The sequence below is a fragment of the Bradyrhizobium pachyrhizi genome, assembly GCF_001189245.1.
In the GTDB taxonomy this organism is placed as follows: Bacteria; Pseudomonadota; Alphaproteobacteria; order Rhizobiales; family Xanthobacteraceae; genus Bradyrhizobium; species Bradyrhizobium pachyrhizi.
On the sequence record NZ_LFIQ01000085.1, the window covers coordinates 1 to 21,431 of the forward strand.

The 21,431-nt window shown below is 56.8% G+C and carries 20 protein-coding genes; 4 read left to right on the forward strand and 16 right to left on the reverse strand.

Annotated features, from left to right (window positions below):
• Positions 1 to 481: 481 nt before the first annotated feature.
• From AKL29_RS19720 to AKL29_RS19740, 5 genes are all read right to left on the reverse strand, one after another.
• Positions 482 to 1,906, reverse strand: coding sequence for an aspartate ammonia-lyase (locus AKL29_RS19720; RefSeq protein WP_050385282.1), 1,425 nt, complete (start codon positions 1,904 to 1,906; stop codon positions 482 to 484).
• Between the two features lie 55 nt (positions 1,907 to 1,961).
• The gene (locus AKL29_RS19725) at positions 1,962 to 2,729 is read right to left on the reverse strand and encodes an amino acid ABC transporter ATP-binding protein (protein WP_050385283.1); all 768 of its coding nucleotides are present in this window, start codon (positions 2,727 to 2,729) and stop codon (positions 1,962 to 1,964) included.
• Between the two features lie 54 nt (positions 2,730 to 2,783).
• A complete protein-coding gene (locus AKL29_RS19730) occupies positions 2,784 to 3,479 on the reverse strand; it encodes an amino acid ABC transporter permease (RefSeq protein WP_050385284.1) in 696 nt (231 codons plus the stop codon).
• Positions 3,476 to 4,267, reverse strand: a complete 792-nt coding sequence (locus AKL29_RS19735) for an amino acid ABC transporter permease (RefSeq protein ID WP_050385285.1) — start codon at positions 4,265 to 4,267, stop codon at positions 3,476 to 3,478. Before AKL29_RS19735 ends, AKL29_RS19730 begins: the two co-directional genes overlap by 4 nt.
• A gap of 212 nt (positions 4,268 to 4,479) precedes the next feature.
• Positions 4,480 to 5,640, reverse strand: coding sequence for an aminotransferase class V-fold PLP-dependent enzyme (locus AKL29_RS19740; RefSeq protein ID WP_193395237.1), 1,161 nt, complete (start codon positions 5,638 to 5,640; stop codon positions 4,480 to 4,482).
• 205 nt (positions 5,641 to 5,845) lie between these two features.
• On the opposite strand from AKL29_RS19740, the gene AKL29_RS19745 reads away from it, so the two are divergent.
• Positions 5,846 to 6,643: an IclR family transcriptional regulator gene (locus AKL29_RS19745; protein ID WP_050385310.1), complete on the forward strand. Its 798-nt coding sequence runs from the start codon at positions 5,846 to 5,848 to the stop codon at positions 6,641 to 6,643.
• A gap of 660 nt (positions 6,644 to 7,303) precedes the next feature.
• On the forward strand, positions 7,304 to 8,134 hold the full coding sequence (locus tag AKL29_RS19750; protein ID WP_050385287.1) for a DMT family transporter: 831 nt from the start codon (positions 7,304 to 7,306) through the stop codon (positions 8,132 to 8,134).
• A 75-nt stretch (positions 8,135 to 8,209) separates the two neighbouring features.
• Here the strand turns inward: AKL29_RS19750 and AKL29_RS19755 are convergent, their stop codons facing one another.
• From AKL29_RS19755 to AKL29_RS19765, 3 genes are read right to left on the reverse strand one after another with little or no spacing between them, the layout of a single operon-like run.
• Complete coding sequence (locus AKL29_RS19755; RefSeq protein WP_050385288.1) at positions 8,210 to 9,466, reverse strand: serine hydroxymethyltransferase; 1,257 nt, start codon at positions 9,464 to 9,466, stop codon at positions 8,210 to 8,212.
• 34 nt (positions 9,467 to 9,500) lie between these two features.
• Positions 9,501 to 10,841 carry a preATP grasp domain-containing protein gene (locus tag AKL29_RS19760; RefSeq protein ID WP_152977674.1) on the reverse strand — a complete coding sequence of 447 codons (1,341 nt, stop codon included), beginning with the start codon at positions 10,839 to 10,841 and terminating at the stop codon, positions 9,501 to 9,503.
• The gene (locus AKL29_RS19765) at positions 10,841 to 11,629 is read right to left on the reverse strand and encodes an aspartate/glutamate racemase family protein (RefSeq protein ID WP_050385290.1); all 789 of its coding nucleotides are present in this window, start codon (positions 11,627 to 11,629) and stop codon (positions 10,841 to 10,843) included. The genes AKL29_RS19760 and AKL29_RS19765 overlap by 1 nt, the downstream gene beginning before the upstream one ends.
• 512 nt (positions 11,630 to 12,141) lie before the next feature.
• On the opposite strand from AKL29_RS19765, the gene AKL29_RS19770 reads away from it, so the two are divergent.
• A complete protein-coding gene (locus tag AKL29_RS19770; RefSeq protein ID WP_050385291.1) occupies positions 12,142 to 13,560 on the forward strand; it encodes a M20/M25/M40 family metallo-hydrolase in 1,419 nt (472 codons plus the stop codon).
• A 337-nt stretch (positions 13,561 to 13,897) separates the two neighbouring features.
• Entirely contained in the window at positions 13,898 to 15,556 is a 1,659-nt protein-coding gene (nodU, locus tag AKL29_RS40810) for a nodulation protein NodU (RefSeq protein WP_082190633.1), read from the forward strand.
• Between the two features lie 167 nt (positions 15,557 to 15,723).
• On the opposite strand, the gene AKL29_RS42050 is transcribed toward nodU, so the two are convergent.
• The 8 genes from AKL29_RS42050 to AKL29_RS45140 form a co-directional block, all read right to left on the reverse strand.
• Positions 15,724 to 16,227, reverse strand: coding sequence for a hypothetical protein (locus AKL29_RS42050; protein WP_152977675.1), 504 nt, complete (start codon positions 16,225 to 16,227; stop codon positions 15,724 to 15,726).
• 329 nt (positions 16,228 to 16,556) lie between these two features.
• Positions 16,557 to 17,177, reverse strand: a complete 621-nt coding sequence (locus tag AKL29_RS19780) for a hypothetical protein (RefSeq protein WP_152977676.1) — start codon at positions 17,175 to 17,177, stop codon at positions 16,557 to 16,559.
• A gap of 124 nt (positions 17,178 to 17,301) precedes the next feature.
• Complete coding sequence (locus tag AKL29_RS19785; RefSeq protein ID WP_050385294.1) at positions 17,302 to 17,856, reverse strand: 3'-5' exonuclease; 555 nt, start codon at positions 17,854 to 17,856, stop codon at positions 17,302 to 17,304.
• Positions 17,853 to 19,019, reverse strand: a complete 1,167-nt coding sequence (locus tag AKL29_RS19790; protein ID WP_050385295.1) for a hypothetical protein — start codon at positions 19,017 to 19,019, stop codon at positions 17,853 to 17,855. The genes AKL29_RS19785 and AKL29_RS19790 overlap by 4 nt, the downstream gene beginning before the upstream one ends.
• On the reverse strand, positions 19,019 to 20,020 hold the full coding sequence (locus AKL29_RS19795; protein ID WP_244482199.1) for an AAA family ATPase: 1,002 nt from the start codon (positions 20,018 to 20,020) through the stop codon (positions 19,019 to 19,021). The genes AKL29_RS19790 and AKL29_RS19795 overlap by 1 nt, the downstream gene beginning before the upstream one ends.
• Positions 19,912 to 20,406: an HORMA-1 domain-containing protein gene (locus tag AKL29_RS19800; protein WP_244482201.1), complete on the reverse strand. Its 495-nt coding sequence runs from the start codon at positions 20,404 to 20,406 to the stop codon at positions 19,912 to 19,914. The genes AKL29_RS19795 and AKL29_RS19800 overlap by 109 nt, the downstream gene beginning before the upstream one ends.
• Before the next feature lie 8 nt (positions 20,407 to 20,414).
• Complete coding sequence (locus AKL29_RS45135) at positions 20,415 to 21,176, reverse strand: CBASS oligonucleotide cyclase (RefSeq protein WP_347336987.1); 762 nt, start codon at positions 21,174 to 21,176, stop codon at positions 20,415 to 20,417.
• Positions 21,080 to 21,352, reverse strand: coding sequence for a nucleotidyltransferase family protein (locus tag AKL29_RS45140; protein ID WP_244482204.1), 273 nt, complete (start codon positions 21,350 to 21,352; stop codon positions 21,080 to 21,082). Before AKL29_RS45140 ends, AKL29_RS45135 begins: the two co-directional genes overlap by 97 nt.
• Positions 21,353 to 21,431 lie beyond the last annotated feature (79 nt).

Here is a 21,431-nt window from a genome sequence, read left to right on the forward strand (position 1 = left end):
GGGGCAGTTTTCCATGGCGCGCGACACGCGAGACAACCGGTCGAGTTTTGCAACTCAATCTCCGCCCAAACGCCAAGTCGAACGGCTCAGGAGAAAGAGCGGCCACAGCCTGCGCGGTGACTAAGTCAGCAAGGACGTAGATATGCTGATCGCCGAGCTTGCCGGCCAGACGACGACACGTGTCATGCGGCCGGCTCGTACCGAACTGCCCCCGCTTGCATGCTTTGAGGTCCTTATTGCCCGGCACCAATTTTCATTTTGGCTATGTCTTAGCGGAACACGCCGCCGGTAGACGGGTCGCTTAAGCGTTTCCTCCGACTCCCGAGCAGAAGGGTCTGACGAGCGCGTCGTCAAGGGCAGCCGAGGTCGATCAATTCTAATGGATCGAGCAGACTTGCAGCTTTGCTCTTTTGAAAGATGTTTGAGAAGCGACGATCTATATATCGTCGTCTCGCACTTGCCTTTGAGCCTCGATCGGGATCTATGATGCCAATCGCGTCCGCGTTGGCCTGGTAAGTCGATGCGGATCGGCGGTCTGGGCAATCAAATCCGGGGCAAGACCCGGCTCCTCGTCAAGTACTTCGCGGATTGTCTTGCCCGAGATGAGCACCTTCTTCGCCAGCTCCGCCGCACGCTCATAACCAATCGTCGGCGCGAGGGCTGTCGCAACCGCAGCGCTGGCCTCGAGGTGTCTAAGGCATACTTGCACGTTTGGCGTGATTCCGGCGACGCACTTCGTGCGTAGGATCTCGATCGCATTCATCAGCAGTTCGAGAGAGTGGAGAATATTGTACGCTATCACCGGCTCCATGGCGTTCAATTGGAGCTGCCCGGCTTCCGCAGCAAGCGTGATCGTTAGATCGTACCCGATGATTTGGAATGCGACCTGATTGACGACTTCCGGAACCACCGGATTGACCTTCCCGGGCATGATGGACGAGCCGGGCTGAAGCGGCGGCAGATTGATTTCGTTCAGTCCTCCGCGTGGGCCACTAGAAAGTAGCCTCAGGTCGTTGCAGATCTTCGACAGCTTAGTCGCGGTGCGCTTGAGCATCCCGGAGAACAAAACGAAGGCTCCGGTATCCCAACATGCCTCTATCAGATTGCCGGCGGCAACGAGCGGGAGACCCGATATCTCGCAAAGCTCCGAGATGACAAGTGCCTGATAGTCAGGGTTGGTGTTGATGCCGGTACCGATCGCCGTGCCTCCAAGATTGATCTCCTGGAAGAATGCGGCGATCTCTCCAAGTCGAGCGACGTCCTCGCGAAGGGTCGTCGCAAAGGCTTGGAATTCCTGTCCCAAAGTCATGGGGACGGCATCCTGCAATTGCGTTCGGCCGAGCTTTATCACCTCGCTGAAGCTGGTTGCCTTCTCCTCAAAGGCAGTCGCCAGACGCTCAAGGGCAGCCTGGAGTTGCCCATGGGACAGCAATATCGCAAGCCGGATTGCAGTGGGATAGACGTCATTCGTGGACTGCGACAGGTTGACGTCGTTGTTGGGGTGGACGACGTCGTATCGCCCCCGCGGCAGCCCCATGATTTCGAGAGCGCGATTTGCAATCACCTCGTTCATGTTCATGTTGGTCGACGTTCCCGCCCCTCCCTGGAAGACGTCCAGCGGAAATTCTCTCCACAACACTCCTCGCGCTATTTCGCCGCAAACCGTGCAGATTACATCGGCCTTATCTTTCTCAAGATCCCCGAGGCGCCCATTTGCCCTGGCTGCGGCCATCTTCACGAATGCCAGCGCCTTTATGAAGATGGGAAAGTGATTAATCGGAATACCTGAGATCGGGAAATTTGCGATCCCGCGCGCGGTCTGCGGACCATAGTAGGCTTTGAGCGGGATCGTCACCGGGCCAAGTGAATCGCTTTCGATGCGCTCTGTTGGCGATGCGCTGTTCATATCAAGCTCTCATGTCTGTCGTGGCATTTCAGGGAAGACCGCGCGGGCCGCGATCTCAGTGAATGATCTGATTGAGGAAAGCCTTCGCGCGTTCCGTATTCGGCGCGCGAAAGAAGGTGCTCGGATCGCCCTCTTCCACGATTGAGCCGCGATCCATGAAGACCACTCGATCCGCAACTTCGCGCGCAAAACCCATTTCGTGCGTGACGCAGACCATCGTCATCCCATCCTGCGCGAGCTCAACTATGGTTTCGAGCACCTCCTTCACCATTTCCGGATCGAGGGCAGAGGTCGGCTCGTCGAAGAGCATGATCTTGGGCTGCATGCACAGGGCACGGGCTATCGCGACACGTTGCTGCTGGCCGCCCGACAATTGCGCGGGATATTTGTTGGCTTGGTCATGGATCCGGACTTTCCTCAACAGCGCCATCGACCGCTGATGCGCCTCGGACTCAGCAAGGCCCCTGACCTTCATCGGAGCCAGCATGCAATTTTCGAGCACCGACAGATGCGGAAACAGGTTAAAGCTCTGAAAGACCATGCCGACTTCAGAGCGAACGTTGTTGACGTCGCAAATCCGGTCTGTCAGTTCGGTCCCATCGACGACAATACGTCCGGAATCGTGCTTTTCGATATGATTGATGCAGCGAATGAGAGTCGACTTGCCGGAACCCGATGGTCCGCAGAGTACGATCTTTTCTCCTTTTGCGACTTTGAGGTTGACGTCGCTCAGGGCATTGAAGCTACCGAACCGCTTGACGAGGTGCTCGACGACAACCATCGGGAACGGGTCAGCTGGGCTAACTGTGCGCTCTTGCTGCATGCTGATCTCCAGGTTGTAGCCCGCGGGAATGACGGGCTATCGGATTATAATTGGCTATCGGCGTGCGCCCGCGATCGCGTACTTCTTTCGGAGCGAGGCGACGAATTGGGACGCGGCGCAGCCTATGATGAGATAAACAACCGCCACTGCGAGGTACATCTCGACGAGACGACCATTGAGCTGTGCAAGCTTCGAAGCCGCACCAAGAAGATCAGTGAGCGATAGAACGTAAACAAGGGACGTATCCTGAAACAGGATAATGGTCTGGCTCAGTATGATGGGGCTTGCGACCCGAAACACCTGCGGAAGGACGACATGACGATACGTATCGAACCTCGACAGGGCGAGAGCCTGGCACGCCTCGAATTGTCCTTTGTTCACGGCGCGCAATCCGACGCGGATGATTTCCGAATAGTAGGCGGCTTCAAACAGGCCGAAGGTGATGAACGCTGTATAGGTGGCACCGACTGGAACCGGGCGACCGTTGCCTGACAGGTGCCCCAGAACGAGGGGCACCAAGAAGAAGAACCAAAACAGGACCAGAATGAGCGGAATCGATCGCATCAGCGCGACATAGCTACGGACGAGCTGGCTCAGAATGCGGAGCTCAAAGTGCTGCACAAGGGCGAAGAGCGTTCCAAGAAGCATCCCAACCAAGAAGGCGGCTGCCGTCAAGGAAAGCGAGAACAGCAATCCTGACCAAAGATAGGGCCATGCCTGTACGACAATCGAGAAATCGAGACTGTTCATTTCACGACCTCCATACCGTTAGGGAGGGAGCTTTCCAGCTTCACATCGTCGAAATCTGACCCGCCGGCCTCCCTACCGGGTGCGGTACCGGGTATGCGCACGGCTTTGTCGATAAGCATCATCGTCTGGTAGGCGATCAAAGCCAAAGCGAGATAGATGAGCGTGGCGGCACCGAATGCCGCGAAGGTTTGGAACGTCGCATCGCTGATTTGGCGCGCCTGGGCGGTCAGTTCCATCAAACCGATGGTTAGAGCGACGGATGTGTTCTTGTAGATGCCCATCACCTCGCTTGTCAGGCTTGGCACGATCAGGCGAAGTGCCTGCGGCAAGATGATATGGCGATACGTTAGATAACCGCTCAGGCCGAGTGCGGCAGCGGCTTCGTCCTGCCCCCTGGGCAAGGCTTCGATGCCTGCGCGAACCTGCTCTGCGATGCGCGCGGCGGTGTAGAGGCCCAGGCACCACAGCGCCGGAAAGAAAGTTCCCCACGGCGGAGGTATCTGCTTTATCCAGTCGCCCATGGTCGTTGGAAGAAGCTCGGGCAGGACGAAGTACCAGAGAAACATCTGCACGAGAACGGGGATGTTTCGGAAGATCTCAACGTACAATCGAGCTAGGGCCCGAAAGAAGGGATTCTGCACAGTTCGACCTATGCCGACGACGACTCCGATTGCGATTGCAATCCACCAGCCGAAGAAGGCAAGCGCCAACGTCCAACCGAGACCCGAAACAAGCCAGTCGATGTAACGCTGGCCATCCACGGTCTTTTCAAGGAGAACTGTGAACATCGCAAACCTCACGATTGCGGCTGTGCACGACGACCACGCTCGGCATGGTCGCTCATCGTGCGCGTTGTGCCGGTACTAATCGACCGCGTCAGCTGAATGCATGACCCTCTCCGTCAGCGTATCGGCAAGCGGAAGGCCATGATCTTCGCGCTTTGACTCGATCAGGCCGTCCGCTTCGAGCGCTTTTTCCTCGAACTGCTCCCATGCCGGTCCTACGCAGCCTTGAATGACTTTTTTGACAGCCGTCCGCGAATAAGATGCACTAAGCGATCCACATCGTCGATCGTGTTGAACATGCCGAACGATATACGGATGCCGTCACGCTCTGGGGAAACACGCACGCCATGCTCTTCGAAGTAGCTCAGCCATTCTGTCGCAGGAAGACCGACGACGTAGATGTGAGGCGATCGATGTTGCCGCTGACGCGGACCGATGAGACTGACGCCGAGATCGTCCAGCTGGGCAAGCAGATGATCACCTAAATCGAAGCAATGGTTCTGAATGTTCTTCACGCCGATCTGCTCGATCATGTCGAGCGAGGCCCCGAGCGCATGAATTGCAGGAAGGTTGAAGTTGCCTAACTCGAAGCGTCGCGCGGTAGGAGACGACGCCAAGCGATCGGGACGAGCGATAAGATCGTCAGGAATTTCCGCCAAACTGGCAGCGGCAAGATAGGCGGGCTCCAGCTCCTTCAGAGTCTGGTCCCAATAGAGCAATCCGAGACCTTGAGGGACGAGCAATCCCTTGTGACTTCCGCAGCCCACGAAGGTTGCCTGGATGGCCCTCACATCGATCGGAACGACCCCGATTGCCTGCATGACGTCGACGACGAAGTAGAGCTTCTTATCCGCGCAAAGAGCGCCGATACTCTCGATATCGAAGCGATGGCCTGCGTGGAAGGTCACGTGCGACAGCGAAATCGCGCGAGTCGTGCCGTCGATGTAGGGAAGAAAAGTCTCGGCGTTTACGACATCCGTCATGGGAAGGAAGTCGATCCGGACACCCTTCTTCTTCAAATTGAGGAAAGCATAGGTGTTGTTTGGATGATCGCCATGGATCATCAAAACGCTATCACCGGCTCGCAGAGGCAACGCGTTCGCCGCGATGTTCATGCTTTCCGATGTGTTCTTGGTGAAGGCAATTTCGTCGGCCGACACCCCAAGGAAACGGGCTACTTTGGCACGCGTTTGCTCAACCCGATCAAGCCACACGCTTTTCGGCCCGGCGCTCTCCAAGCCTTCACGAAGAAAGGTTTCGATGGCGGCCACTACGGGACGGGCGAGCGGCGCCTGAAAACCGGAGTCGAGGTAGACCATCCTTTCGGCTGCAGGGAACTCCTTGCGCACAGCTTCCACGTCGTAGTGACGAGACATTCCCACTCCCCTTTCAAAAGCGTCGCCCGTACCGCCAAATTTCCTGGGCTTGATCGCCATACCGAGCCTGTGCAGCGCACAAAAACCGATCAACGACCGACGACGCCAACGATATGAGCAAACCCGAGTTCGATCCAGGTTATTTTTCATATTTCAGTAGTAACAGTTTCGAAAAATGATAATTTACTTCGGCTGGGAGATTGCGATGGCTGACCAAAAAAAGACTGCCGGGCCCCTCGACCGAGCGTTCGCGATAGTTGGCCATGTCGCTCATCAGACAAAGGCCGTCTCGGTCGTTGAGATCGCGAGCGCCCTTTCGTTACCCGTTCCGACGGCGCATCGACTTGTCGGAAATCTGGAAGAACGCGGCCTTCTTCAGAAAGCGCTTGGATCGAAGCGCTACGTGGTAGGCAATCAGTTGGTGATGCTGTCCGCCAGAGTCATCGGCGCGGCTTTTCGCACGGCGCGGCGCCATGCGGTGCTGCGCGCGGTTGCCGGCGAGATCGGCGAACAGTGCGAGATCGGCGTCGTGCGCGACAATCTCGTCACTTACGTTGACAGCGTACGCGTGTCCCAACCACAGGGGCTTCAATTCAATCCCGGCGAGGCGGCTCCACTTCACTGCACCTCAACCGGAAAGATCTACATGAGCCGGCTACCCAAGAGGCCGCGTGAAAAGTTATGCCGCTCACTCGCTCTGACCAAGTACACTGACAATACCATCGTGGATTGCGAGACGCTTCTGAAGGTTCTCGAGGAGACGCGCCATCATGAGTGGGCCAAGACCAATGAGGAATACGTGAAAGGCGTGGTCGGCTGCGCGGTCCCTATCGTTTCACCGGACCGGGAGCTGATAGCCTGTCTTGGCGTCTCGGTGCCCGCGGCGCGAGTCAGCTTCGCAGAGCTTGACCGGTTCATTCCTCCACTCCAAAGAGCCGCCGTGCTCCTATCGCAAACCATCCTTCAAACTGACAGCGAGGATGAAACGCTTGAGGATAGTTGAGGAAAACGATCCCTCGACTTCGCCCCTTCTGGTCGGGAGAAAGCACGGATATCTTTTGAAACGATCACCGTCTGCTTCGGTATAAGTCATTGAGGCAAGCACTTCTAGTCTCCGCAAGATCCGAGCCATCAGAGCTCGCACTGCGCCGCAGCGCCATCGTCAACTAGCATGTCTAGTGGTTGATTGAGATGGGGGGCACCTGGCAAGATAGAAGCCAGAGCGGAGTTCAAATGGGGTTGATAGTTCCAGCCACCTTTCACGCATGATCGTTTCGGCTCCGCTATCCCTGAAAACGGCAGGCGCACCTTTGCGGATCCGACTCACGCCTGATCCTTGGCATGTACCGCTCGCATGTTGCTGCTTGCTGCCATGCACGGGCTCGCGCCTCGATGACGGACGGCATACCGATATCGTCCCGCATCCGCTTTTTGCGTGACCGGCCCAAAGCGCGAGTCGCGCCGTTTGACGTATATAAATTGACCGCCGGTGACCGCATGACATGTGTTCGGACAATCTCATCCTACGCCCATCCTTTCTATGAGCGATCGCGGCCGACGCATTGCTGTCTATGCATACGATTTGAGGCGTAAGACCATCATGCCTTCACCTTCCAGATCCCTAAGGAGAGTGTCGATAAAGCGCGATGCCGAACTAAGCGGCATGGCTCATATTGTTTTCGCCGGCCTGATCTTCGTTACTATGTCTTCGGCCATCAAGGTTGTAACACAGACAATTTCTCCTTTGCAGGTGACTGTTCTGCGCAGCATGCTGGCTATCCCAATACTCTTCTTTATTCTTCCTAAGCATGACCGCTGCGACTTTCGCCTCCTGTTCTCGAAGGAGCAGTTTTTCAGATCCGTCTTCGGTTATACGGGATTTCTGGCATTCGTCGTTTGTGCATCGAAGCTCCCCTTAACGGTAGCTGCGTCAATATTGTACACCTCACCCATCTGGTCCTTACTATTGTCGGCGTTAGTACTGAAGGAACGACAGAACATCGCGCCGGCCTTCGGACTGATTATCGGCTTCTTCGGCATGCTTGTCATAGTTCAACCCACCATCAGCAGCGCAGACGGCTGGATTGTCATTGGCTTAATTGGCGCAGCGCTCGACAGTCTCGCTGTTATGATGATACGGCGCATAGCAAGCATCGATGCTCCGGAACGGACGGCCCTGTGCTTTATGCTTTGGAGCTCCGCGATCGGCCTGCCTTTTGCAATCCCTGTGTGGGTTTGGCCGGCGCCCGCTGATTGGCCGTTATTGTTGCTTATCGCGGTGCTGGCCGCGCTGTCACAGATCGCGCTGGGACGAGGCTACGCTCTCGTCCGCCTCGCACGCGCCGCTCCCCTCGACTTTGTCCGTCTGCCAGCAAGTTTACTGGTTGATCTGGTGTGCTTTGGTACCACTCCCACACCCATGATGTGGCTTGGTACCGGACTTATCCTAGTCGGATCTTCGGCCTGTCTGGCAGGACGAGTGATGCGCGAGTGATTATGAGCGTGTTCACGTTCAACTTCATTCTCGCGGATCGCACGAACTAGAAACGTCAACCTGAACTGAATCCTTCTACGTCAGCCACTTCTCATTGAACAATGGCAGCCCCTCTGTGTTGTCCCTGACAAACGCGCTCAAGCTAACAATGCCGCGACGCTTGTCGGTCGATGTGACCACATCTCCGATCAACTTTCCAAGCTGAACGAATTGCGCTGTGTCAAACCCTCTCGTCGTGAGAGCGGCGCTACCGATTCTCAGTCCACCGGCCTCTGATGGCGGACGCTTGTCGAACGGAATTGGATTCCTATTGGCGATGACCTGTGCCCCTGACAAGGCGCCCTCAAGTTGACGACCACTTATATCTGAGCTCATCAAATTAAGAAGCAGCAAGTGCGACGAAGTGCCTCCGGAAACGAGTGTAGCGCCCGCCTCAAGCAAGCCATTCTCAAGCGCCTTCGCGTTTTTCAGCACCTTCCTGGCATATCTCTGAAAGCAAGGCGTTTGCACTTCAGCAAACAAAGCTGCTCTTGCTGCAATCAGATCCATTTTCGGCGCCCCTTGCAATCCGGGAAATATGGCCCGATCAATCGCCTTCCCCAAACTGCTTTTGCATAAGATAAGCCCGCCGCCCCTGGGACCTCGGAGTGTCTTGTGAGTGGAAGTTGTTACAATGTCGGCGTGAGGGAAAGGAGACGGAACGGCACGGCCAGCAACGAGGCCTGCGGTATGAGCCAGATCCACCCAGAGAAGCGCGTCAATCTCACGTGCGATCTCATGCATCTTCTCATACTCAATCAAGCGTGGATATGACGAACCGCCACAGATGATTGCTACGGGTCGGTTCTCGAGTGCTATCGAACGCACCTCATCATAATTAAGTTGCTCGTCGCTCTTTGACACTCCGTAGAAACACCACCGAAAGTTTTGCCCGCTCGCATGAAATGAGGCACCGTGGCTTAGATGACCGCCATCTTGAAGACGCATTGCCATCAGCCTGTCTTGAGGCTGAAAAAGCCCGTTCATTACTGCGAAATTTGCGATGGTGGCACTCATCGCTTGCACATTCGCATGTTCGCATCCGAATAAGGATTTTGCTCTCTCTATTGCCAGGCGTTCCAATTTGTCGGCATACTCGCAGCCTGATACACAACGGCTTCCCGGGTAACCCTCCGCATTCTTGTCGGCAAATATGCTGCCTTCAAACTCCCTGACTCTAGGAGAGGAATAGTTTTCAGAAGCCACTAAGCTCAGCTGGCTTAATTGGCGTTGCTCCTCCAAGCGCAGTAAATCCCCTAATTCTTTGTCCAACGTTTCGCATCGATTACCCATAACCGCCCTATCCTCAGTGATGCCGCCGTCGTGGTCAGTTTCTCGTATGCGACAGTTGAGCCAACTCACGCTCAATAGCCTGAAGCTCTTCCAGATCTCCTCCGAAAATTACAAAGTCATAGGGGCCGGCATCTTGATGGCCCTCCACCATCACAATGGCGCCCCGTCTGTCAGCCGGCCTATAGTGAAGCTGCCTTCGCTGCAGCAGATCAATGAGATCGGGAAATCGAAGCGCGATGGAGATGCAGTTTCGGGAGAGAGCAACACGTGATCCATTTTTGATATCGAACTCCAATCCAAGCGCCTTTGATACGGCCCTGATGGAAGAGAAGCCTCCGTGGCGCCCATTCACTTCACATGCAAAGAACCCAATCTCCTTGGCTCTAACGATGTCGACGCTAAGCGGCCCGAAATACCCGATCTCTTGAGCATAGTTGCCAAGACTTTTGCACCAGGACAGAACATCGCCCGGCAATTGATCGAGCAGAGCGCTACTCCAGTATGCCCCACCATATCCTGGATTGAAGAGGATCGACGCTACGCCCACAAGGTCAACACTATCTCTTCTGACGTCAAAATGGACGCCCATCGACGACTCATTTTCGCTATACTCCTCAACAATCACGGGCTCTTCGACTGTCGGAGACAACCCAAGTTCATGAACGGTCTCGCGCAAAGTAGCGACGTCAATTTTTGCTGCTGCCACCGACCGCGTCGCGCCTTGGGACGAGCGCGCCGCGCTTGTCGAAACGACGATATTACCGTCCCCACCTGCATGACGCGCCATCTTCAGTATGGCACTCTCGCAATCCGACAGGACTTTACATACGGTGTCGACTAATTGTTGTGTGCTCGCACAATTGCGGCCATTAGCGATAGGCACGCCAAGATCGGGGGCGAACTGGCGGAACTTCTCCTTATCATTAAGTAGTCGAGTTGCGACAGGGCTTACTCTGACGTTCTCGTCTGAAAACCTTACAGGAAGATGCCCCAAAGCTCTCGCGATGGAAATTGATACCTCGTCGGCGATATACGGCTCCAGACATGATAGTTGAGTACCCGAAGCCATCAGACGTAGCGTGCTAGAAAAGGCACTGCCGGGCGCGATGTCCTTTTCAGAGATTGGCAAGGGACGCATCGTTGGCGTCGATGAGGTCGACAGTAACGTGATGTTGCTTCTACCTGTCAGGGAATTGACGTAGTTCAAGAACTCCTTCGTGACCGGAGTTGGGGTAATAAGTATATCGTTGCCGTTGGCAAGCCAGAGTAGCCTCTTGGCGGCGGCTGCATTTGTTCGCAGGAGTTCGTCCGAGAGCGCGTGAGCCGAGGGCGCCATTGCGGCGGAACCGGTGTTCGCGAGTATTACCCGGCTCATCATTCTCCTCCGTTACGCGCCGGCGTTACGAGCTCGCTTTCGTTCTCCCACCAGGCAATGCAGGCGTCGGCAAGAATGCTGATTGGATCAACGATGTCATCGTCGTCTACCAGCCCGCCGGAAATGGCAGACAATTCACTGCAACCAAGAATAATTGCGTCAGGCGCGAAGGATCTAATCTGATGAACAAGCTGTTTCAGCTTTAGTCGTGCTTCTACGGTATTTCCAGACTTGACATCCGCGATGATCTGAATTGCTTCCCGTTGAAGATCTGCACGGCAGCGTGTGAATTGTTCGCCGAAACATTCCTCATCGGTTTGCGGATATAGAGAGTGCTGCATAGTTGCGTTCGTCCCCAGCAGGATCAACCGAAGGTCGCGAGCTGCAGCATCCCTCATGCCACAGATCACCTTGGCTGTGATTTCGGTTACGTCAATCAAAACGGTCGACAGCGCCTGCTTGATCTCGCCAACCCAGAAGTGCGCGGTATTGCAGGGGATGGCTATCGCTCCACATCCCGCTTGCTCTAACCAGCGCGCCCGCTGCAATATTTGCTGCAGCGGCGCGTCACTCCCCTTTGAGATTGCTTGCGATCGATCAGAGATATCGGGAAGCGATAGGGCGACATACGGAATGTGATCCTGATCTTTCTCCGCTCGGCGTCTTCGAGCGAGAGATTCCAAAAATTTGGCAGTTGCGAAGCTTCCCATCCCGCCCACTACCCCAAGCGGCCTTTGTTGCCCGAACGGTCTGGCAAACGGCATATCGAGCCTCGATACGAAGTTCATAATGTGATGACCCTGCCTTCCGCGCTGCTTTAACCGCAACGGCACTCTTCGCTCCGCGACCGCCCTTTCGAGAGAAGATGCTCGCGTAGTCGCCGAAAAGTTCGCTCCCTTGAGTTGCGACAACCTTCGACGTCGGTTGCGACGTTAGGTGATGAGCCGTGCGAACAGCAAAGCGCATGCCAACTCAACAAAAAACATCTTCCGAGGCTTAATCGAGATTGCGATATCGATATCTCTCGACGCATTCTCTGCGTCACGAAACAGACACGCTGCTCGACGTTATGTGCGCAGACCTACAAACACGACCAGCGACATTGAGTCCATGTCGGACAGGTTGCTCTAACGGCCAAAGAAAATGTAGAGATCGCCATCGGCGCGCGAATTCAGCGCATATTTCTTCTTTGCCGGACGAACTGCTCTCGGAGGCAGGCAGACCATCCGAGTAACGGCTTCCGTAGAGGAAAGGACAAAGAGGCATGTCTTCGAAAGTATCCCGGGATGATCGCCATCGCATGCCCAAGCAGACAGTTGAAGAGGCCCTGCGGCATGCGGACATCAACGTGGATGCCAGCCTTAATCGGCTCTTCCAATTGCTGCGAATCCCGTCGATCTCGTGCGACGCGCATTATACACGGCAATGCCACGAGGCAGCTTCCTGGTTAGCTAATGAGCTATCTGGCATTGGCTTTGATGCGTCCATCAGAGCTACAACTGGAAACCCCGTCGTAGTCGGACACAGCAAGCAAGCCGCCGGTCCACACATCCTGTTTTACGGTCACTACGATGTTCAACCTGCAGAGCCTCTGGATGAATGGGAGTCTCAGCCGTTCGAGCCGACGCTTAGGGCGCAGCCCAACGGAGAAACCCACATTGTTGCCCGAGGCGCATCTGACGACAAAGGCCAGCTCCTGACCTTCATTGAGGCGTGCCGTGCATGGAAGGCGACGGCAGGACGTCTGCCAGTCGGCGTATCGATGTTCTTCGAGGGAGAGGAAGAAAGTGGCAGTCCAAGCATGCAGGCATTCTTGGACAAATTCGAACAGGAATTGCTGGCCGATGTCATGTTACTTTGCGACACGGCCTTGTGGAACGACTCGGTACCCGCGATCACCGTTATGTTTCGCGGCCTATTGGAGGAAGAGATTCGCGTAACGTGCGCCAACCGGGACTTGCATTCGGGTGCTTATGGGAATGCTGCACGCAATCCGATCCAAGTGCTCGCTGAACTCATCGCCAGCCTGAGAGGTCAGGACGGGAAAGTGGCGATTGAAGGCTTCTACGACAACGTGGTGGAGTTGGACAGTACTGTCAGAGACGAGCTGCTGAAGCTTAATTTCGACGCCGAGCAATTCCTGGCAGCTGCTGGCCTCTCCCAATCGGCTGGGGACGTTTCGTACTCGGTAATGGAGCAGATCTGGACCCGTCCTTCCTGCGAAATCAATGGAATAGCAGGCGGGTATTGCGGAGTAGGCCTGAAGACGATCATTCCGTGCAGTGCCCTGGCCAAGGTCTCTTTCAGGTTGGTAGATGGTCAAGATCCGGAAAGCATACGATCGAAGTTTCGCAGCCACATTTGCGCTCGAACGCCGCGCGACTGCAAAGTGCAGTTTACCGGGCTCACAGGCAGCCCCGCATCTGTTATCGGGCCAAGGAGCCCGTATCTGGACTGCGCGCGAGCCGCGCTGAGACAGGAATGGGGTTGCGAATCGGTACTGATAGGAAGTGGCGGCTCAATTCCCATTGTAAGCATTGTTAGGCAACGGCTAGGGCTGGAATCCCTGCCCATCGGTTTCGCGCGAGCTGATAATCATCACCACAGCCCAAACGAAAAGTACGATCTCTATACTTTTCAAAAAGGGATTCGTTCGTGGATCCGCATTCTTGCGGAGCTTTCAAGATGCACAACCGATCGGGTCGAGGCCGAGCCGTAAAAGTTAGACACCGGACGAAATATGAATGATCAGTGAAGCCGTGTCTGCAATAGCCCGATGACGCTTCGACGCCATTTCCTCGAGCTTCCTTCCATTCCATTTCGAGCCGTTCAATGTGACGCGGGGAACACACTGACCGTCGGGTGCCAGTGATCTGGTGTGCAAATGTCGCGCATACAGTTGCACCGGAACGAACACGCACCGCGTATGCAAACAGACAAACTGCTAGCGGAACGACATTCCGGATCGAGAACGTCAAGTGAGTCCACCGGTTGGCCCGGTTTCTGCATCGTGATGCGGCGGCAACTAGATGTTCGACGTTAGATATGGAGACGCTATGCGCATCTGCGGCATCAAATTGAGGCATGACGGTGCGACTGCTCTCATCGAGAACGGAAGGCTGGCTTTTTGTGTGGAGCAGGAGAAGCGAGACAATAATCTCCGATATCAAGCGATCGACAACCTTGATGATGTCGTCGCCGTCTTGGCAGAGCACGGACTGGATCCGCGTGAGGTTGATCAGTTCGTGATCGATGGCGGAGGGGATGGCCAGTGCCAAGTGTTCAGTGGTGCTGAATCTGTCATTCTCAAATGGGGACCCTACGTAGAACCCCATGCGGAAGGGCTTCTCACTCCGTACAACGGCTCTGGCTTGATTCTCGAACGCAGAGCATTTCCCTATAGAAGTTATTCACACGTCTCGGGCCATGTGGCCTCCGCGTACTGCACAAGCCCATTTGCTCAGTCCGGGCAATCGGCTTTCTGTCTCGTTTGGGACGGCTCCACCCTTCCACGTCTCTACTACGTTGAACGTCGGGGCGCTCGGTTCCTTGAATGTCTGTTTCCAATTGTAGGTCACGCCTATGCTGTGGCTGGCGATCACTTTGGGCCTTACAAAGATCTGGACCGCAAACCCTGGGATTTAGGTATCGCCGGCAAGCTAATGGCCTACATCGCGCTGGGTTATGTCGATGAGGCAATCGTGAGTGTGTTTCGGGAGCTCTACGAGGAATGCTTTGCCGGCGAGACGCAGCGTGCTCGTGGCTACCGTGCGGAGATCGAGAGCGGGGATTGGTTTCCGGCTATGCATGCCTTCTTTGAAGCCAGCGCCTCGCGATTGGATCGCAAGCGAGACGAAGATATACTTGCGTCATTTCACTCATTTCTCGAGCATCTCCTCGTTGAGCAACTGGCAGCTGCTGTACAGCGTCATTCACGGCTCCCAGGGCGACACAATCTATGCATAGCCGGCGGCTGTGGTCTTAACATAAAGTGGAACAGCGCAATCCGGTCTTCCGGGCTTTTCGATGCTGTTTGGGTGCCCCCTTTCCCGAATGACAGCGGCGCGGCTATAGGTGCGGCTTGCGCGGCATTGGCAGAGCGGAAGGGCTTCGTGCCGCTCGAATGGTCGGTCCACAGTGGTCCGCAACTACTGCGGAACGAGGTGCCACCAGGATGGAAAGCCGTATCTTGCAATATGCGCGAGCTTGCTAAGATCCTTGCGAGTAACAAGCCAGTCGTCTTTCTGGCCGGTAGCGCTGAGCTCGGACCCCGGGCATTGGGCGGACGAAGCATCCTCGCGGCTGCGACATCGGGGGGGATGAAGGATCATCTCAATCAGATCAAACGTCGTGAATGCTTTCGGCCAGTGGCGCCCATATGCATTGAGGATCGTGCGCCGGATATCTTCAGCCCCGGAACCCCGGATCCTTACATGCTGTTCGTTCATCAGACGCGCGCGGAATGGCTCGATAAAGTGCCAGCTGTTGTACATCTTGATGGATCTGCACGATTGCAGACTGTCTCCAGAACCTCTGAACACAAGATCGCCGAGCTCCTCGTGGCCTACGAAGAACTTACGGGCATCCCACTGCTTTGTAATACGAGCGCCAATCTCAATGGACGTGGGTTCTTCCCGGATCCTGCAGGGGCCTGTGAATGGGGAGGCGTTGACCATGTATGGTGCGATGGCCTGCTATGGACAAAAGCCGCATAGGCATGGTGATGATGATGATGATCGCCGACGACGGCGTGCACACTCTGCAGATCATTCCCGTTGCGCCCTGCCAGTAAAGCAGAAGAGATGCTCTATGAAGCGAACCGTGGCTAAGAAGCGCTATACGGCGAGCGATAGGCGTGCCGTAGTGATCAGATACCGCTCTTTCATCCCCTTTCAACCTGGGCTTGATGAAGGTCAACGCGGCCCCCTCTGTTATGTGATTTAGATCGACGCTCCCCCTTTCTGTGACTGGCACTTTCCTCTCTTGAATAAGCCTGACGACCGATGTTCGGTAGGGAGACGCCCAAGCCCAAGCCTTCACAGCTGCGCGATGATGGAAAAGTGTCGGCTTTCGGCTGTCCAGAGGCCAAGCTGTTCCTACGCGTGGTAAAGTACTGCCTAATGGCCGGGAAGTATCCATAGCAGACGGCCATGATACCGACGAAGTCGGTACCGCCGTGCGAAGCGCCGACTACGTTTTCCCAATAGTACTTTCCGGCACTTTTGTAGGAAGTTGACGCCGCGCCGCCAGTGTTGGTGTTGCTGCGGGTAGCGCCGCGGTTGCCGCTCGACAGCGTGGCATTAGAAAGCGTTGCCGGATCGAACGTGGTCAGCGTGAAACCGCCTTCGCTGACATAGGTCATAAACATTTGGCTAAGTACGGACATGCGCGTCAGCCCTGCTTGCCGTCATCGTCATCCCCATCCGGGGAAGAGTCGCACTTGAACGGGTCGCCTCGCTCACTCCGCAAATAGTTCACGGTCAGTTGCTCGCCCTCAAGGCGGCCCGGGCAAAAAAGCGTAAGAGGTACCGATACAACTCGCGAAGAGCGCGACGAACGTTTCGAGCGCGTCGGCCCGACGCTCCGTTGCTTCAGCGACGCGTTCCGCAGCCGTACGGCCCAGGCGTGCATCTTCGGACAGCGCGAGAAGTTCGCCCTATCTGAACCTTGCTCTTGCCAACCTCCCCGCGGTCGGCAAGCTTCAGCGGCAAGTGCTTAAGATCGAGGGCAGTAATTTCGTCCTTCGAGGCTGGCCTGAAGAGTAGCCGTCAGAACCTTCTTTCGTAGGCGCGTGATATAAGAGGTGATGCCGCCGACAGAATCCGCCTCCTGCGCCCCCTCAGTAAAGACGGCATAGCTATCGATCCTGCCATGCAGAAGTCCGTGCGAGTGCAGGATGCCCAATGCCTTCGCCAGCCGACCAAGGTTCTGCCAGAGAACGACACGGTTTGCAGGAACGGAAAGGTTGCGCATCCAGAACCGCTTCGGCGCTGTCCTCAGCTTCCCTTCGAGAGGCATCGATCCCGGTTCATGCACGATACAAAACGTGCCCGACGTCTCGATCATCGCAACGACGCCGGCGAAAACTTCGTCGGCGCCCGGGTAGCTCATGATGCGATCAACCTGGAGCCGCTCGTGGCGCCAGAGGTCGCGAAGCTCCTCATCGGCGGCGGTTCCGGTCTTCGGCCAGAACTTGAGCAGTCGATCCTGCTTGGTCTTTCTATCGACCGCTTCAATCAATCCAGGTCGAAGCGCTTCAGGCTGCGGACCACGAAGATAATCTTCCGGGAGTTCAAATAGCGTTTCCAGCGAGGGCTGATTATTCTTAGCTGCCATAACGACGCCTTCCGAATCAGGTTGCAATAATATGCCGAAAGTAACGCAGCTCTGACTGGAAAAAATCGATCTCCCGGGTGGCCTGGCTGCTGGGCCACATTGGTTCTAAGTCTCCGGCGAAGCTCTAGCGTTTCTTTATGAGTTTATCTCGGATCAAGCTGAACAACTCGGCCTGATACTGCGCATCATGCAGGGCCTGATGATCGCCTTTCAATTGAGGCGACAGGCGCTCCGCCATTTTGCTCGATCGCGTATCGGCCCAAGCGCACCCCGTCGCGCCCATGAAGAGCGCCTTGATGTCCAACGCCGTGAACCCGAACGGATTGCCGCCCGTGAACCGATGGAAATAATAGTTCACGAATGACCAATCGAACGGCGCGTTGAGCCCGACGAAGACGACAGAGCCGTCTTTTCCAACGAGCGCGTCGAGCCACTGCGCGAAGGCCCGCATCGCCTCAGCCGGTTCGAGCCCATTCTTGGCGAGCTCATTCAGCGTCAGGCCGGAAACCTCCAGCGCTTTCGGATCGGCATTGCGATTGATGGGCTTCAATTCGCACGAGAAGGTCTTTGCCGGATCGTCGACGACGCACGCGCCGATCGACAGAAGGCTGTATTCGCCGGGGATCGGCCCCGCGGTTTCAACATCGACTGAGACAAAGACTTCGGTTTTACGGCTCATGAGATCAATGGCTCCGCCGGCACGAGCGAGGGTCGCGTGCGGATCGCCTGCCAATGTTCGCGGAAGGCGCGCCGGCGATCCTCGGCCGCGCCGCTGTTCTTCCAGTGCAGGCCAGAGAGCGTGGTGATGTCAAACGGCAGGTTCGAGCCCTCACGCGCCGTCACCATAGTCGGCAACCCTCGTCCCAGAGCATATCCCAGCTCGAGGAAACAGTTCGGTCGTCCGCCGGTGATGTCAGCGATCACGACGCTGCTGCGGTGCAACTTGGCGAAGATTTCCTGATCGATACGGGCATGGTCGTAGGCTTGCCGTCCGTCGATGACGACAAGCCGGTAGCCAAGCTCGTTCTCGATCATCGGCTGGACGACCGTATCGAAAAAGTCCTGCACGTCGGCATAGTCCGGCAGCGCCGGATTCAGCAGCCGCACCGCGAAGGCCTTTGGTCTTTCCAGGGACTCGAGCAGATCGACGAGGACGGCAACGCGATCGGGGATGGACTGGCGCGGCGGAAACCGGATCTTGTTGAGCCAGTCATGGGCGTCGCCGTCATCGGCAATCTGGAATAGGCGGCGGGTTTGGCTGCTGGTCAATCCGAAACTGTAGAGCCGGCGCGCGCCCGTGGTTTCCGGCGACACGGGAAGATTGAGGGGAATGATCGGCTTTCCGGCATCGTGGTAGAGATTTGCGAGATAGAGGACCCCTTCCGTCCCGCCGAGCGCGACAAGAATATCGCCGAAGCGGGCCTGGGCTTCCATGCGCTTGCTGGCCATGTTCCAGTGCGCGGCGTTCTCGATCTTGACCATTGGCGAGCTGCGGAGCTCGTCCCACAGGCTGGCATGATCTGCCGGGATTTGATCTTCGCTCTTGTGGTGCTGCACGGCGACCGCGAGCGGGCCCGGAACATTCGCCGGACGTGACGCGAGGCACTCCCTGAGCGTCTTCCAGATCAGCCAGTCGAAGCAGATCGGAAGGCCGTCGGACTTGCGCAGAGGTTCGGCGTCGACAGGGACGACGAAATTCGCACCGCGACGGACCAATTCCTTGACCAGCGCGGCAATGAGCTCGCGGGCCTGGTTGACGTCGGCGGTCGAGGCGACGGCAAGGTCTTCAACGATGCTGCCGGCAATGTGAATGCGCCGACCGAACAGCGGGGAACGCGCCATCAGCGGTCCTCCATCACCGGCGACGCGGTGATCGCCGCGGCGGCGAGCTTGAGGTGATCGAAGCGCAGTGGCGCGCTCGGGAAGGCCCTTGCCAGCGCGGCCGGATAGAGCCTCGTCCTGATATCCGAATAGGTCCAGGACGGCTTGCCTGCCCGCGCTCCGGTGGCCTCGACGAGCTGCGATAACTGAACGAGCGTCAGGGACAAGCCGGCCAGATCCATCGTGAGCAATTGGCGGCGCTCGTCGTCCGTCGGGCGGCAGAATTCCTCGATGATGGCAGCGCGGCGGCGCAAGGCGGGATCCAGGACCGACAGCCGGTTGGTGCACAGGATCACCACGATCCGGCCGCCGTACTGGCGCAGGTCATCGACGCCCTGGATGAGCGTGTTCACCGCCACCTTGTCTTCATGGTGGCTGTGCTCCTGGGCGCGCGAGGCGCCAAGGCTATCGCCTTCGTCGATGATCAGGACCGCGCGGCGGTGCTTGCCGGCGGATTGAATGACCTTCTTGAAGGCTTCCGCGATCAATGTCCCCATCTCGCCGACCATGCCGCTGCCGCGGACGCGGTTGCTCAACTTGAACAGGATCGAATCTTCGCTTCTGGCCTCGATCACCAGCTTGTTGGCGATGCACTCCGCTGTTGCGGTCTTGCCGGTGCCGACATCACCATGAAAGATCACCAGCGGATATTGCTCGGCGACGAGATCGCAGATCGGAAGGCTCTTGCCGTGATTTTTCTGGCTCCAGCCCGCCAGCTCGCGGACGTTCAGCAGCAGACGAAGCTGGTCGTGGACCCGCGCATATCGTGTATCGAACCCCAGAAGGGTCTTCTCGCGCTTGGCCAGCGTATCGCTAGGAAGCGGCGTCTCGCTGTCGAAGATGCTGGGTTGACTCACGACGCCCAATCCTTGCGTTGCATGCCATAAGCGTTGCTGACATAGTTGCGGCCGCCGGACGATGAGAGAGCGGCATGGCTGGTATCGTCGTGGCAGGTCACCCAACCGATCTTGAGCTTGCCTTTCGTGGCTTCGCGTGCGGCGCTGGTGTAGTCGTCGGTGTAGCTGAGCACGATGCGAAGCTTGGCCCCTGCGACCTTCGGCCAAAGGACGCCGCCGGGCCGGCTCGTGGACAGTGAGCCGGCGTCGGTGTCGACCTCGAACCTGACGGCCTTGATCTCGACCCCATTGCTGATCAGCGTGACGTCGACCCATTTGAGGTAGCCGGCCTTGGCCAGGACCTCGACGTCATGGGCGTAGTTGCGGGCTTCCTCCGGCGTCCAGCAACCGGTGCTGTCTGCGATCATCACGAGATCGGCGTTAACGCGCCGAACGACGTTCTCGATGTCGACATAGGTGTAGGTCGCGCTCGCGCTTCTGACCTGGGTCATGCTCATCTTCAGTCCTCCGTCTTGAATCGAGGGCCGAAGATCTCCTTCCAGACCTCATTGTCATTCTCGGCCGATGCAAAATTGGCCGTCTCCCAGGCCTCCTCGGCCGCGGCGACGATTTGTTTCCGCTCGTCCTCGGAAATCCGGCTGGTCACGTTGTTGAGGCCGTAGACCGGATCGAGAATGACCACCGGATCGGTGAAGGTCGTGAACGGCGCGACATTCTCGGGAAACTTGATCTCTTCCTTCAACCGCGACTGCGCGACGTAGAGGAGGAAATTGCGAAAGCGCTGTTCGATGCTTCCGCCGTTGCCCTGCTTGGCAAGGACGTGCGCCAAGATCAACTCGATGGCGAAGGACTTCAGCGGCTTCAGTTCCGCCTGGTTGCGCCACTTCTTGGCCATGCGCACCAAGGTGCGGAAGTCCGCGTCCTGGTCCTTGCGATCGCGGACGAACTTAATCTGGCAGGGCGCGCATATCTGCGTCTTCGTGCCATCGTGAATGTCGAACTGCCAGCCGTAGCCGGCACGGTTCTCGTCTTCGATGACCGGCACGATATCGACGCTGAGGCCCGTGCCCACGAAGGTGACGGTCGCCGCCTTGCGCTGGATCTCGAAATCCTCGACCGACTTGTTCGGGTACTGCTTGATCAGCAGCGCGTAGATCGTGTCGTTCAGGCTATCCAGCGTCTCCTTGCTGGCGTCTCGGCCGGAGATATAAAAAACGACATCGACATCGACCGGATCGCGGTCTTCCGGAGAATCGTGTATTTGGCGAAGGAGCCGGCCTTCACGACCTTGGTGATCTTAATCTCGGTTTTGTCGCGAACGGTCTTGCGGAGTTCATCGATCAGGCGATCGACCTGCTCGTGATATTCCTTGCGCTTGTCGGCAGGTAGGCGCAGCACGTTGCTGTCGTAGTACCGCAGTTGCGTATTGTTCAACATCGCTGCTCGATTGCTCCTGGTCGGTTTCGCCCTCGCCGGTGGCTGGCCCAAAGGCGCGCCACGGTGGAACTTGTCCGAC